Annotated in this window: 12 protein-coding genes; 9 read left to right on the top strand and 3 right to left on the bottom strand. The window is 44.9% G+C overall.

What is annotated here, in order from left to right:
• Nucleotides 1-5 precede the first annotated feature (5 nt).
• Nucleotides 6-2,468: a cytochrome c biogenesis protein CcsA gene (ccsA, locus tag HYN43_RS13935; RefSeq protein WP_119409923.1), complete on the top strand. Its 2,463-nt coding sequence runs from the start codon at nt 6-8 to the stop codon at nt 2,466-2,468.
• Complete coding sequence (locus HYN43_RS13930; protein WP_119409922.1) at nt 2,469-3,179, top strand: phytanoyl-CoA dioxygenase family protein; 711 nt, start codon at nt 2,469-2,471, stop codon at nt 3,177-3,179.
• A 3-nt stretch (nt 3,180-3,182) separates the two neighbouring features.
• On the opposite strand, the gene HYN43_RS13925 is transcribed toward HYN43_RS13930, so the two are convergent.
• Complete coding sequence (locus HYN43_RS13925; RefSeq protein WP_119409921.1) at nt 3,183-4,100, bottom strand: alpha/beta fold hydrolase; 918 nt, start codon at nt 4,098-4,100, stop codon at nt 3,183-3,185.
• An 81-nt stretch (nt 4,101-4,181) separates the two neighbouring features.
• Here HYN43_RS13925 and HYN43_RS13920 point away from each other — a divergent pair, with 81 nt between their 5' ends.
• From HYN43_RS13920 to HYN43_RS30345, 7 genes are all read left to right on the top strand, one after another.
• On the top strand, nt 4,182-4,964 hold the full coding sequence (locus tag HYN43_RS13920) for a Rossmann-like and DUF2520 domain-containing protein (protein ID WP_119409920.1): 783 nt from the start codon (nt 4,182-4,184) through the stop codon (nt 4,962-4,964).
• 19 nt (nt 4,965-4,983) lie between these two features.
• Nucleotides 4,984-5,316 (top strand): 2Fe-2S iron-sulfur cluster-binding protein, encoded by a 333-nt coding sequence (locus HYN43_RS13915; protein ID WP_119409919.1) that lies wholly within the window; start codon nt 4,984-4,986, stop codon nt 5,314-5,316.
• A gap of 88 nt (nt 5,317-5,404) precedes the next feature.
• Entirely contained in the window at nt 5,405-5,647 is a 243-nt protein-coding gene (gene iscX, locus HYN43_RS13910; RefSeq protein ID WP_090524422.1) for a Fe-S cluster assembly protein IscX, read from the top strand.
• 167 nt (nt 5,648-5,814) lie between these two features.
• Nucleotides 5,815-6,336: a KdsC family phosphatase gene (locus HYN43_RS13905; protein WP_119409918.1), complete on the top strand. Its 522-nt coding sequence runs from the start codon at nt 5,815-5,817 to the stop codon at nt 6,334-6,336.
• Nucleotides 6,337-6,457: 121 nt separating this feature from the next.
• Nucleotides 6,458-7,030, top strand: coding sequence for a Maf family protein (locus HYN43_RS13900; protein ID WP_162996467.1), 573 nt, complete (start codon nt 6,458-6,460; stop codon nt 7,028-7,030).
• A 181-nt stretch (nt 7,031-7,211) separates the two neighbouring features.
• Nucleotides 7,212-7,898: a DUF4136 domain-containing protein gene (locus tag HYN43_RS13895; protein ID WP_119409917.1), complete on the top strand. Its 687-nt coding sequence runs from the start codon at nt 7,212-7,214 to the stop codon at nt 7,896-7,898.
• Between the two features lie 21 nt (nt 7,899-7,919).
• Nucleotides 7,920-8,081, top strand: coding sequence for a hypothetical protein (locus HYN43_RS30345; protein WP_162996466.1), 162 nt, complete (start codon nt 7,920-7,922; stop codon nt 8,079-8,081).
• Here the strand turns inward: HYN43_RS30345 and HYN43_RS13890 are convergent.
• Nucleotides 8,078-8,278, bottom strand: coding sequence for a hypothetical protein (locus tag HYN43_RS13890; RefSeq protein ID WP_119409916.1), 201 nt, complete (start codon nt 8,276-8,278; stop codon nt 8,078-8,080). The genes HYN43_RS30345 and HYN43_RS13890 overlap by 4 nt on opposite strands.
• Nucleotides 8,279-8,294: 16 nt before the next feature.
• A complete protein-coding gene (locus HYN43_RS13885) occupies nt 8,295-14,684 on the bottom strand; it encodes a LamG-like jellyroll fold domain-containing protein (RefSeq protein WP_121540045.1) in 6,390 nt (2,129 codons plus the stop codon).
• Nucleotides 14,685-15,056 lie beyond the last annotated feature (372 nt).

Below are 15,056 nucleotides of genomic sequence, written 5' to 3'. Positions count from 1 at the left end.
TTTTGATGAATACAGTATTTCAGGGCGAGCACCTTTTACCGGGGCAAATCGGCCAGTTTTTTATCGTTCTTTCGTTTGGCGCAGCCCTGCTGTCATTTTTAAGCTATTATTTTGCCACTACCGATGATGCCGGCAAGCTGAACAGCAGCTGGCAGCGTTTAGGCCGCATTGGCTTTATTGTTAATTCAATAGGCATTTTAGGAATGGGGATCTGCCTGTTCTATATCCTTTATAATCATTATTTCGAATATCATTACGCATGGTCGTACACCTCGCGTTCGTTGCCTGTTTACTATTTGGTGTCGGGTTTCTGGAACGGGCAGGAGGGAGGCTTTTTGCTGTTTGCTTTTTGGCAGGCTGTTTTAGGCAACCTGTTAATTGTTAAGGCAAAATCGTGGGAGCGCCCGGTGATGACGATTGTAGCCCTTTCGCAGGTTATTTTAGCTACTATGGTTTTGGGTATCGATATTTTAGGTACCCGGATAGGTAGCTCACCATTTTTATTACTGCGCAATTCGGGTATTGAAGCGCCTATATTTGCGCGGCCGGATTACCTGAGTTTTATAAAAGACGGGCAAGGCATGAACCCATCCCTGCAAAACTACTGGATGATCATTCACCCGCCTACCTTGTTTTTGGGTTTTGCATCATTGGTAGTGCCTTTCGCGTATGCGGTGGCCGGTCTTTGGCAAAAGCGTTATAAAGAATGGGTTCAGCCTGCCATATCATACACCTTATTTGGCGCGATGATTTTGGGTACCGGCGTTATCATGGGTTCGTTCTGGGCTTATGAGTCGTTAAATTTTGGTGGCTTTTGGGCCTGGGATCCGGTAGAGAACGGTTCAATCTTCCCATGGTTAACCATTGTTGCTGCCTTGCACGTGCTTATCGTATTTAAAAACAGCGGTCACTCCTATTTCACAGCTACATTTTTGGTGCTGATCAGCTTTGTGCTGGTTTGGTATACTTCGTTCCTTTCACGAAGCGGCATCCTGGGCGAAAGCTCGGTGCATGCCTTTACCGATCTGGGAATGTTCTGGCAGCTGGTTATCGGGATCTTGATATTCCTGTTTATTACCATTGGTATTTTGATATGGCGATGGAAAGAGCTGCCTATCACCAAAAAAGATGAAGAAACTTACTCGCGCGAATTTTGGATGTTTGTGGGGTCGGTGTTTTTAGCGCTGTCGTGCTTTCATCTTATTGTGGTTACCTCGGTGCCGGTATGGAATGCCATGTTCGGTACTAAAATAGCTCCCCCTGCCGATGCTGTTAAGCATTACAATGTTATCCAATCGGCATTTGCCTTTGTGGTGACCATACTTACTGGCTTTACCCAATTTTTAAAGTATAAAAAAACGGATATTACCCGTTTCTTCATCACTACAGGTGTTTACTTTTTATTCGCTATCCTCATCACCGCTTTAATTGTAGCTGTTACAGGTGTTTACAAGCTAAACGTGGTGTTTGTGTTAGTAATGTGCGGCTCGGTTTATTCGGTAGTTGCTAATGCCAAGGTGTTGGTTGATGCATTTAAAGGTAAATTTAAACTTGCCGGTGCCGCGGTAGCGCACCTTGGTTTCGGGTTTCTTTTAATTGGTGCCGTTATCGCTGCCGGAACCAGTAAAGTGGTATCAAAAAACGAAAGCGGAGAACTTGCTGTACAAGGCTTTGACGAAAAAGCGGGCAATGTGAAAGAGAATATCATGATATACAAAAACGTACCGGTAAAAATGGGCGATTACACCGTTACCTACCTGGGCGATTCGATATCAACTCCCGAACATTTTTACAAGGTTGATTACAAGCGATTGGATGCTAACGGCAAAGTGCTCGAAAACTTTGTGCTGAAACCCAAGGTACAGGCCAGCCGCGAAGCCGGCTTTGCTTCATCGCCGGATACCAAACACTATTTAACCAGCGATTTGTATACCCATATCACCGCCGTACCAAGCCAGGGTTTTAACATGCAAGGCGGCGAAGCCGCACACGATGAGGGTAACGACGATAAAAATTACGACGAACCCGTTCCGCATGAAGTGGTGGTTGGTGATACCATCAGGTACCGTGATGGTTTCATGATCCTGAAATCGATCAACAAGCAGGCCACCGTGCAAAACATTAAAGTGGGGCCGAATGATATTGCCATCGGTGCCAATATCGAGGTGCATGCCAACAATACCATCTACAATGCCGAGCCGGTGTTTATGATTAAAGATGGCAATGCTTTTGATTTTTCGCGCAAGGTTGATGATGCCGGGTTAAAACTCCGTTTTTCGAGGATTAATCCTGAAAACAAAAAAATCGAGATTACCGTTTTTCAGCAGCCTAAAAACAAAAAACCATGGATAGTAATGCGCGCTATTACTTTCCCTTATATCAACTTCTTCTGGAGCGGTACCATTATTATGGTGATTGGCTTCCTGCTCTCTATCCAAAGAAGAAATAAAGAGCTTAAAACCGTTTAAGTGGACGTTACCGGGCATCAGTATAAAATTGCTAACAATGGGTTTACCGTTGTTGATGATATTTATACTGATGCCGGGGTAAATGATATTTTATTAGCCATTGAATATGCCGACAAAACAGGTCCCTTGTTCAGGCAAACGGATGATTTGTTCGCCATCAGGCAATTTCTGAAAGTTATTCCCGGGGTATCTTCTTTAATATTTACTGATAAGCTAAATACCTGCCTGCAACAACTGTTTGGCGATGGTTATTTTGTGGTGAAATCAATTTACTTTGATAAGCCTGCCTTATCCAACTGGTTTGTTGCCTGGCACCAGGATTTGACCATATCTGTTGATGAAAAAACTGATATGGAAGGCTACGGCCCCTGGACGGTTAAGCACAACCAATTTGCCGTGCAGCCGCCTTTAAATATTTTGCAGGATAATTTTACCATCAGAATTCATTTAGATGATACCGATGAGGGTAATGGCGCGTTAAAGGTTATTCCCGGTTCGCACCTTAGAGGGATAAATCGTCCCGAAAATGTTGATTATGAAAACTCAACGCCTGTGAGTTGTAATGTTCAGGCCGGAGGGATGATGATTATGAAACCTTTACTGATGCATGCCTCCGGCCGTACCATTAATTATAAAAAGCGGCGGGTGGTGCATATTGAATTTAGTAAAGCAGAGTTGCCCGCCGGTATGCTGTGGGCCGAAAAAATGTGATAATCAACCCTTCAAAAACGACAGGATCTTAGCGTTCACAGTATCCGCCTTCTCTATCATCGGCAAATGAGCCGCATCTGCAACCGGAAAGAAGTCGGTTTTTAAAACGCCACGTATCGAATCGCTGAAACGGGGCGCTACAGTTTTATCAAACTTACCCCAAATCAGCAAAACAGGTTTATCGGCCCCGGCAAGGCAGGTATAGGTCTGTTTTCCGCTGTTATAGTTATATAATGTTGATACCAATGCATTGCGAAAACCTTTGTATTGCATTTGAGGAGCATAGAGCTTTGTCCAGCCGGGGTGCTGTTTGGGGTACCTGAAATCGTCCATCTGTCCGCTTATCCGCTCGTCCGAGTTTACAGCTTCATTATACAATGTAAAATATTGAGGTGCGGCCGGCTTTTTCATTTCATATACCGGGTCGATGAGGATTACTTTGTTAATGAGCTCGGGGTGACTGCAACTGAAATTGCTTACAACCGCACCGCCGAATGATACACCCGCAAGGCTCACCTTACCCTGTAATTTAACTTCCTTAATAAGCTCCAGCAGCTGGTTGTTGTAAAGTGCAGGGTCGTAAGTAACGTAAGGCCTGTCCGAGTAGCCGCGGCCATACATGTCGTACCTTAATACACGATAGCCTTTTTTAACAAGAAATTGGTAGGTGGCATCCCAGATATAGTAGGGAACACTAAAGCCGTGCACCAGTACAACCGGCTCACCGCCCACCGGGCCGCCAAGCTGGTAATGGGTTACGCCCTGGCTTAGTTTAACAAAATTTCCGCTTACGCTTTTGCGGTCGGCATCGGTTAATAGGCGGCTTTCTTTGTCATTGTATTTATAGAAGCTGTAGAGTATTAATGACGCAGCCCCGACAAGAAATATCACAATTATTATGCTTACTTTAAGTATTTTCATGCGGTATTAGATGTTAGTGCCTAAAATACAGAAATATTTAAATCACAGGTAGTTAATTAACCGCCTAATTGTAAAATTAATATGCGCATAACAATTATAGGCTCGGGCAATGTGGCAACACACATGGCGGCGGCGTTTAAAAATGCCGGTCACGGCATTGTACAGGTGTATAGCCCTAACCTGCAAAATGCAGCACTGCTGGCCTATCACGTTGGCGCCGAAGCTATTGATAACCTTGATCATATCAACGCCGATACCGGGATGTTTGTAATATCGGTTAAAGACGATGCCATAACCGCGGTGGCCAGGGCATTGGCTGTTCACAAAAAGTTAATAGTACATACATCGGGCGCAACCGATTTGAATAGTTTGCTGGCTTTTACTCCCGATGCAGGTGTGTTTTACCCTTTGCAAACCTTTAGTAAAGTGCGGGAAATCGATTTCAGGTCAGTTCCGCTTTGTTTAGAAGGTGCCGGCGATGAAATTCTTGCCCAACTCAAACAACTGGCATTCACCATCAGCAATAATGTATACACAGTTAACTCTGCCCAGCGTAAAATATTGCACCTGGCCGCAGTATTTGCCTGCAATTTTCCCAATTATTTATATGGTGTAGCGCAGCATCTGCTGGCTCAGCATCAAATGGAGTTTGGCATGTTGCGGCCGCTGATATTGGAGACAGCCCAAAAGGTGCAGGAGCAACTGCCAGGGGCTGTGCAAACCGGGCCTGCTGTGCGTAATGATGCGGGTACCATGAACGCGCATCTGCAAATGTTAAGCGATATGCCCGGCTTGCAGGATATTTACACTTTATTAAGTCAGGGCATTATCAAAAACAATAATGACGTTACGGCAAACGGGTAATTTTGTTACTTTTGCCTAAATGAACATTTATAAGTTAAAGATCAACTTTGAGGAAAAAGGGCACGAAAGCATTGAACTGCCTATAGCCGAAGGAGAATCTGTATTAGACGTATGCCTGGAGAACGGCATCGAGCTACAGCACAATTGCGGTGGTGTTTGCGGATGCAGCACCTGCCATGTTTACGTGAATAAAGGGATGGATAACATCCAGGAGATATCTGATAAGGAAGAGGATTTTATCGACAGGGCTGTAAACCCGCGCATCAACTCGCGTTTAGGTTGCCAGTGTGTGATAGTTGATGGCGATATTGAAGTTACCTTACCTGATCAGTCGCAGTTTTTAGGCCACTAAATTTGCAGCAATCCCTTTAAAACAATAAATAAAACGTATAACTTACAACGTATTAGCGTAACCGGGGTAATACGTAAAATCAATTAAAATGAGCGACAATAAATTTGCCTTGCCAATTCACTGGAATGATTATGAAGATATTGCCATCGAACTTTATGAAAAGTTTGGTGATGATTTCGACGAATCAAAAATATACCGCATCCGTTTTACCGAACTGCTGGAGTGGGTACTGAGCCTGCCAAACTTTGCCGGCACCCGTGCCGAATCAAACGAAGGCCACCTGGAGCAGATTCAATCGGCCTGGGTGTATGAGTGGCGGGATAACCAATAGTTTCGGTTTGCAGTTTTGAGTGGGCGGTTTGTAGTTAGTGGCAGTTTTTAGTAGCAGCGGCAGTTGCAGTTAGTGTGTTTAAATCACTCTAAATTGAGCTGAATCGGTGTAATCATCCTTATAATCGGTGTAATCCCAAAAAATAAAATCGGAGTAATCCCCAAAACATGGAGTCGTTCCTGAATAAATTAAAAGATATTACTACCCTCATTTTTGATGTGGATGGTGTATTGACCGATGGTTCGGTATTTGTTACCGATACCGGCGAGCAAAGCCGTGCCTTTAACATTAAAGATGGGTATGCGCTGCAGCTCGCCGTTAAATGCGGATATAATGTTTGCGCCATATCGGGCAGTCGTTCAAAAAGTGCTATTTACCGTTTAAACAGCCTGGGGATCCAGGATGTGTATATGGGTACGCATACCAAATCGCAAAGGTTTAAAATCTACCTTGAAGAAAAAAGCATTATAGCCACCAATGTATTATACATGGGCGATGATATCCCAGATTTGGAAGTAATGAAGCTTGCCGGTTTACCGGTTTGCCCTGCCGATGCTGTAGAAGAGATCAAGGCAGTAAGTGCTTACGTATCGCCATATGGCGGCGGAAAAGGCTGTGCCCGGGATATCATCGAAAAAGTGCTCAAGGTTCAGGATAAGTGGATGAGCAAACAGGCTTATAGCTGGTAGATTATGGTTCATGGGCTATGGTTCATAGTTCAGGCACTTTATTTAATCGATAGCCACGTAGCTGCTATAAACCATGAACCAAATGCGGCTACCATGATCCATCAACTATGATCTAAAAAATATGCAAACAATCCCTCCCGTAATTCTCGCATCAAAATCGCCGCGCAGGCAGGAACTGTTGCGGTTGATGGATATCGATTTTCGCGTTGTGCTGAAAGATGTTGATGAATCATACCCCGAAGGTTTAACTCCGCCCGAGGTTGCTTTGTATATTGCCCGTAAAAAAGCGGAAGCCTACAACGAATCGGTAACTGATGAGGTGGTACTGACTGCCGATACCATTGTTTGTATAGACGGATTAATATTAGGCAAACCCGAAACACCTGCCCATGCGGTTGAAATGTTGCAACGCCTCTCGGGCAGGGTGCATGAAGTTATCACCGGTGTTTGCCTGTTGTATAAGGGCGAGCACAATATGTTTTATGATCGGTCGGAGGTGTTTTTCCGCAGGCTAACTGATATCGAGATCAGTAGCTATGTTGATAAATATCAGCCGCTTGATAAGGCAGGTTCATACGGGATCCAGGAACGGATCGGCTTAATCGGTATTGAGCGGATTAATGGTTCTTATACCAATGTGGTGGGGCTCCCTACCGAAAAAGTTTATGCACAGCTGATGAATTTGGGCCGTTAAACTTGTTTTCGCCATCTTAAATCCTTTTATAGCCTTTGTTACTGATAATAGTTTCAGGTCGATCAGGTTACTCCTGTTTCTATCTACCATAATTCTCTTCTCCCAATTAATAAATAATTATCTAAATTAAACCTTTGTTTCCTGCATAGTCTAATGTTGTAAATAAAGGGAGTAATTTGTCATGAAAAAATCTATTAACACAGGGTTGGCACTTTTGCTGCTGGCCACCTTGTCGGCTTGCAGCAGTTACAATTATTATACAGCAGCCCGTAACAAAACAGATCTCTCTTCTTACCGCACATTTGCCTGGCTACCTCCTGCAACCATGACCAATAAAGCCGGCGCAGTTGTGAAAAAAGAAGTAGCAGACGAAAAGGTGAAGGATGCAGCCGTTGCTGCGCTCGAAAACAAAGGTTTAAAATTTCAGGAAGGTGATGGCAATGACGCCGATTTGCTGTTAAGCTATTCGACAGTGACCGGCCGCGGCATGCGTACCGAATTTTATCCCAGCTATTATGCCGGTTGGGGGTACCCGGGCATCGGCTTTGGTTATGGCTGGGGTTGGGGCTACCGCAGGCCATTTTATGGCTACGGTGGTTGGGGTTGGGGATATCCGTACGGCGGCTTTGGTTATGGCTACGGCTATGGCGGCGGCGGTTATGCCCGTGTACCTTATAAAGAAGGCACCCTGATTATTGACTTGGTTGATAACAGAACCCGCAAACTGGTATGGCGTGGATTTGGCGTAGGCGAATTGCACAATCCTCAAAAAACACTAAAAGAATTGCCTAAGGTGGTCAGCGGTATTATTGAACAATTGCAACTTAACCAGGTGCAGCAACCACAGCTACCTACTAAAAAGGCCTGATCGGTTTAACTTAATTTCAAAATGAAAATCCCTCCGGCTATAAATAAGCGCGGAGGGATTTTTATTTATGGTAATGATGATGAAAACAGCAACAAACCGGTAGTACTATCGTACATACAGCAATATAACACAGAACATGTTAAACAGGATATAACTGAAAAACAAAAATCCCTCCGGCCTTAAGCCTGGAGGGATTTTTGTTTACGGTATAAGTGTACAACCGTTATGGCAAAGGCTGCCACAGCCAATACTATAACCCAGGTATCAAGCGGGCAAACAGCATCGCCATCGGCGCCATCGCAAGGGTTTTCCAGCTGTGCAAAACAGCTTAGGGTAGTAGCCACAAAAAGCAATGTGGTTATAAATATCTTTTTTATCATGCGCACAAATCGTTTATTACAATTTTACAAATTTAGCTATTCCAAATAAACTTTTGGTTTTATTATCAATTACCTCAATCACGTAAGTGCCGGGTGTGAGGTTACTTACGTTGTTTTGCCAGTAAAGTTGCGTAATATTTACATTTTTTAACAATATACCGCTACTGTTAGTTAAGCGGATATTGTAATTTGATGATGCTTTGGTTTGTTTAATACTCAAATTAATCAAATCTGTTGCCGGGTTAGGGAATACCATCACCTGGCTGTTGCTGATGTTATTGTTGGTATTTGAGTACATCAGCGGCAATTCTTTTGAAAAGCTGATATCGCTGTTTACGTCTGTAAGCTGCAGTCTGTATTTATTCAGGCCATTGGCGGGGTTAGGGTCGATATAACTGTAGCCACCCAAACCGCTTGATTTTGATACGCTGATGTTATCCCAGGTTTTACCATTATCGGTGCTCCGCTGAACGGTGAACAAGGTATAATTAGCTTCGTTTTGAACCTGCCATGCGGTTTGCGCGCCGGTTGTTACTTTGGTTGCAGTAAAATCTACCAGGCGTAGGCCCAAAGCCGGGTCCTGGCGTAATATTAGCTTAAACCTGTCTTTGCCGAATGAAGCAGCGTTGCCTTTATCAATATTAAAGTTGTAAAGCGTGTTGGCTTTAATATCTACCGAGTCTTTGGTGAAGCTGTCTTTAAGCCAAACCTGGTATAAAGCAGGAAGATTGCTCACATCCGATAAGTTTAGCTGATACGCGCCCGAAGCGGTAGCATCTGCATACAGTGGGATAACCTGCTGTACTTTATGTGGGTATGGGCTGCGGTAAATAGTAGCCTTAACACTATCGCTCGACATTGCCGAGAGGCTTACCTGTGCGCCGTTGCCGCCTAAATCTTCTGCGTCTTTAGCTTCGTTGTAAGCCGGGCTGATATCCGTTTTTAAACCTATTACTATCGCATCGGTATTAACAGTATCTTTAATCAGCCTGAACCTTAGTAATGATTCGCCTCCGTTACCTGCTACAGGAGTTGATTGGGCTATTTGCTCTGTTGGCATGGCCGCAAATGCCGCGAATTTTGATGTAGACGCTATTACAGGCCTGTTGGGTGAACTCAATATAGCCTGGGTTATTGCTGATGAAGGCTGACTGTTTGTTTTGGCCGATTCGCGGAACGTTAGGGTTTGCCCTGTAGCTGTTGCCCTGATAAAGAAACCTTGGCCTGAAGCAATCAGGTTACTTGCATAGCCATCGCTCGAAATACCCGGATTTTGGGTTGTGGTAGTATCAGCAGCCGAGATCGCTGTGCTTTTTTGCTCGTAAGTTGAGTACTGCTTGGTGGTTGGGTTGTATACCCAGATCTTTAGCGGGCTGCTCAACGTAGTACCCGATTCATTCGGGAAGCCGTTACCATATATTGATGAAGTAGCCTGGCTGGCCTGCCTGTTAAACTTCTCGATGTTGATGGTACTGGCATAAGGGTTGGCTACCAGGTTGAAGCCAGATACTGTTTTGCTACCGGTATTGCTGGAGGTTGAATACAATAAACTTGTAGTTTGGCTATACCAGTTTTTTACGGTGATATTACCGGTATTAAGCGTTCCTGTAGCAGTAAATGTTGTACCGGTTGGTACATAGCTTGCTACTGTTTCGGCAGCTATATCACCAGCACTCCTGTCGCCCCTGAAAAAGAACAGAAACCCGTTACCGGCAGGCAACGTGAATGTACCAGATTCGTTATCAAAAGAATAGTTTGGAGCGGTAGAGATATTATTTACACCGCGATAGTTACCGCTGCTGAAGGTAGTGTTTGATACAAGTGTGTTTTCCCTGAAGAAATAGATAGAAGGGTTGTTGGCATTTGGCGAAAGATCAAAGCCACCTGCTGTTTTAGTTGTGCCGGTTACATAGGCAGAGTTTTTGAGGAAGTTAACAGTAAACACACCGCTGCCGTTATTTACAGGCGATGTTAGCAAACGGTAACCACGTTTTGACGAACCTCCGGCTATGTAACGCTCAACGCTAACGTTGCCAGTAATACTTAAACCTGAGGGGATCGCGGCTACTGTTGCTGTTTGTGTTGCCACGCTTTTTAAAGTGAAGGTAGCCGGAGAGCTTACCACAAGGCTGCCGCTGGTTAGGGTAAGCACGTTGTATAAATCAAGTTTGCCCGAGGCAAGGGTTACCACGCCGCTGGTAGCGGTGTTATTTACCGTCATGTTTCCTACATCGCTTGAGCCTGATGTACTGTTACCGGTAAATGACTGGGCGGTAATTGGCGATGCACCATTCCAGGTTATGGCAGATGTATTGAAGCCTGCACTTGTACCCTTGGTAAGGGTGCCGCTATTAAATATATTACAGCCAACACTAAGGGTGTAACTGCCCAGATCAAGCTTGGCACCGCTTGCTATGTTTAGTGTGTATACACTTTTGGCAGCGGTTAACACAGGATATACATTTGAGCCATTTGTTGGTATTATGATATATTCGGTGCCGTTTAGCGATGGTGCTACTCCGGCTATACCGGTTGATGTATTGGTCCAGTTATTTGCTGTGCCTACAGCGGTGGTACCTGCAGCACCTGTCCAGGTGTAGGTTTGCATGCTTGGCGTTACAATAGCAGTGCTTTGCGTACAACCATTTGTGGTGGTAGTTAAAGTGTAGTTGGTAGTGGTAGCTTTGCTGAAAGTAACCGGGCTGCCTGTACCGGTAAGACTGGTGTTGGCGTTGTCAACCCAACTGTAAGTAGGGCTACCCGGCCAGCTCTGCGCTGTAATGGTTAAAGGATTGTTAGCGCAATACATCGTAGAGAACTTGTAAAGGTTCATGTCGTTCGATGTGATCTCTGAAGCCGAAAGTTCGTGGTTGTAAATCGCAATATCGTCAAGTGTACCAACAAAGTAATCGTTAGATGGGCGGCTTGGCCATCCCTGCAGGCTATCGCCGCCAATGCGCCAAAACTCGCTGATTTGCTGGGGTGTTGTGTAAGTAGATGTAGATGCTTTCAAGGTGCCATCTACGTAAATCTGCATGCCGTTTGTTGGGCCATCTGTTACTATAACGTGGTGCCACAGGCCGTCGTTGTAAGCGGTACCACTTGGGGTGTTGATGGTTACAGTACCGTTGTTGTAAACGCCGTAATAAAGCTGACCGGCATCGTTCATATACAGGTTCCTGTCTTGCGTGGCATTGCTGCCGGTTTGGTTGCCGCCAATGCCTATTAGTTTGCCACCGGCAGTTGTGGTTTTAAACCACACACTGTAGCTAAATATTAGCGGTGTATATTGCGTTGTGGTTGAAATATACTGCGGACTGGCATTTGTACCACTAAAGCTGTAAGCTCCGTTGGCAAGGCCGTTCCTGTCGGCCACGGTTGTTGGCAAAGTTGTGCCCTGTAATGTACCGTTATTGCTTAAGCCCGACCAATCAGTTAAACTGCCGCTTTCAAATGGATAGCTTAGCATCGGGCTGTTTATTGATGATGAAGCTTTAGGGTTTACAGTAACAGTTACCGGAGTGCGCAAGCTTGTGTTACCGCCCGATGTGTAAGATACATATAACGTAGTTGTACCGCCTATGAACGGCGAATAACTTGCAGATGCACTGCTTTGTAGGGGAGTTGTAGTTGTATTATCAATATACCAGTTATATGTAGCACCGGTGGGGCTTGTTACGGTTAGCGTTGCCGTACCCGCGCCGCAAAGCGTTGTGCCTGCTACCGAAGGGCCCGCAATGCCAACTACAACGGTTTGGGTAGTAGTGCTTGAGCATGAACCTTTGGTTACCGTAAGACTGATGGTTTTAGTACCTGTGGTACTCCAGCTAACACTATAACCAGCCTGTGTGCTGCCTGTTGCTGTACCACCGTTAAATGACCATGTATAGGTTGCAGCAGCATCGTATGTACTGGTTAATGTTACCGTTGATGAACCGGTATTTACTGCTACCGGGGTTGTTGCAGTAAAATTACTACCCGGCAGGGTATTAACCGTTGGTGTGTAAGTAGCTGTTGATGAGCAGCCACCAGGCCCTCCGGTTACGGTTAAAGTATATGCACCTGCAACCGCGCTCGAAAATACACCCGGGTTGCCGGTAACAGTAGAGCCGCTTGGCGGTGTCCAGGTAAAGGTAGCACCTGTGATGGTGGGCGCATAGATGCTTAACGGGCTTCCTGCGCAAACAGGAGCGTAGGCGCCTATCTGATTAACATCGTTTAAGGCAGATACTGCAGAACTTGTAAGCTCGGTGTTGTAAACGGCTACATCATCAATTGTACCGCTAAAATAAGGGCTTGTTGGGCTTGATGGCCATCCGCTTAATTCATCATAGCCAATTTTCCAATAGCCGTTTCTTGTTTCGGCCGCGTAATAGGTAGAGGTGGCCACCGATGTGTTATCCACATACATTACCATGCCCGATGTGGCGCCAAATGTAACCACCACGTGGTGCCAGTTACCATCGTTATAAGTTAAGGGCGAGGTTATAGTACGGTAACCGCTGTTATAAACGCCAAAAATCAACTGTCCGCTGTTGGTCATATAAAGGTGACGGTCATATCCGCCCTGCGCCGAAACGTTCTGTCCGTTACTAAAACTCATTAGTTTACCGCCCGAAGTGGTTGTAGTATTAAACCACAAACTCATGGTAAACGTTTGCGGACCGGCGATTTGTGTTGTTGACGACATCCACTGGTTGCTTCCGTTAAAACTGTAAGCGCTGTTGGCAAAGCCGTACCTATCGGTAGTTAAGGTAGGTGTGTTTTCTAATACACCGTCATTCTGGTTGCCCGAAACGTCTTTGGTATTGCCACTAAATGAGTACGAAATGGAGGCATTGGTTAATGGCGAACTCACTATAGGATTAATAGTTGCCGTAACCGCCGTACGTGCACTTTCGCTGCCGCCTGATGTGTAGGTTACATAATACGTTTTGGTAGTTACAATGGTGGGCGAGTAGCTCGCTCCTGTAGCCACCGCTGTACCGCCGCTTGCAGCCGTATACCAGCTATAAGTACCACCCGAAGGAGAGCCGCCTGATGCAGTTAATGTAACCTGCCCTGCGCCGCAACGGGAAACGGCTGATGCAGAAGGGGCCGCGGGAGGCGCCTGGCCTACAAAGGTTATCACATTCCCGTTTGATGAAGGGCCGGTGTAGCTTATTGCTGAGCTGTTGCCATTGCCTGTAAAGGTATTGATACTGGTAACTGTTATAGTACCATAAGGAGTGTTGCCGTAATTTAATTGTGATTTTACTGTACCGGTAACGAAGTAATATCCCGGAACCGAGTAGGTGCCATCCGTGTTACCCGAAGTTGTCAACAGGTCACTTATATTGTAATTCTGAACGGCGTTTCCGGTAAGTGCCATTGAACCTATATACGAATCGGAAGAGGTTGAATAATAAGAATCATCAGAACGATAAAGTCCGCCGGTTCCGTTAAAATATCCTTCAAACCCTGCCCCCGACGTATTTAACGCAAATTGGTTGACTATAAAGTTACCCCTCGCGGTAATCTTCATGCCATAAAATATAACGTTTTCATTGGGGTAGTAGGAAGGTTGGGTTACATTATTTGCTGTGCCGTTAACACCGGTGGCGCTGAATTGTAGAACACGGGTGTACATATCAAAATTATCCCACTGAAAACGGCCATCCGATGTAGTTGTTGATTGCAGGTACGAATAATAGTATGTGCTGAAACTGCTGCCTGTGTTGCTTGTAGTTGACGCTACCAATGTTTTTGCAGTAGTCATGCCGGTAACAAATACATCTTTAAATATTGCCCAGCGTCCGTCCTTTAATCGCTGTACCTTAATCATATAGGTTTGCTGATCATTGGCCATCGAAGTGTTCAGAATCTCATTATACCGGCCACTGCCCGAGTTGGTATCGTACCTGTATCTTAAGCTAAGCGAAGTACCGGTGTGTGTTATATAAAAACCCTGCATGGTGTTGGCAGCGTAGGCGTTGGCAATCAGCCAGTAACGCCAGCTATTGTTGCCTGTTGCCATAACATCAGGATCATCAGGACTGCTTGAACTGTTGTTTCTGTATATAAAGTTCCACTCAAAGTCGTTCTGCGTCATGTCGATAGTACCCGTTCCGCTGCCAACAAAATCCCAGCGGATAGCGCCAATAGCATTGGGCGACGGAACAGCAGAGCGTAAACTTACAGATCCGTTAAGCGGGGAGGTGGTTGAAGCATCGATTGTTATTGACGAGCTTGAACGGGTGGCATTACCAACGCCTGTTGCGCCTAAAGAAGTTGTGTTGTTGGCGCTTGCCGTTTCGAAGTTGTTGTAATAGTACGTGGCGTTATCACTCGTTTCCTGGGCAGAAACTGCGTTAACCAGACAAAACAGGAATCCGGCAAAAAGAACGCGGAGTAATTGTGTTTTCAAAATCAATAGGTTTTAGGGGCATCATTGCAATAATGATGCTAATTCAATAAAAACGGCATTAAAGTACGAAAATTCACTCAATAAGATACTTACGTTATAAATGCACGCCTGGATTTGCAGTTTTATTGCGAAAATGAAAACGCGTTGGTGTTTAATTATTAATTATTATTTACCCACTTTGGGGAATTTTTTTCCCTTTGGTTTTAATCAATAGCTATTTTGTTAACTTATAGTGATAGATAATTAATTAACCCTAAAAGAAAAATATTTTCATATTTATTCCTATTAGGAGTAAGGTTTATTTAGGAGGGATATACTTGTTGAGTATATTGGCGGATTTTGTACCTGTTATGCCCGGATCGGCCAGTAAAA

The sequence above is a fragment of the Mucilaginibacter celer genome, from assembly GCF_003576455.2.
In the GTDB taxonomy this organism is placed as follows: domain Bacteria; phylum Bacteroidota; class Bacteroidia; order Sphingobacteriales; family Sphingobacteriaceae; genus Mucilaginibacter; species Mucilaginibacter celer.
Note: the sequence above shows the minus strand (reverse complement) of the source record. Positions and strands in the feature narration are given on the sequence as shown.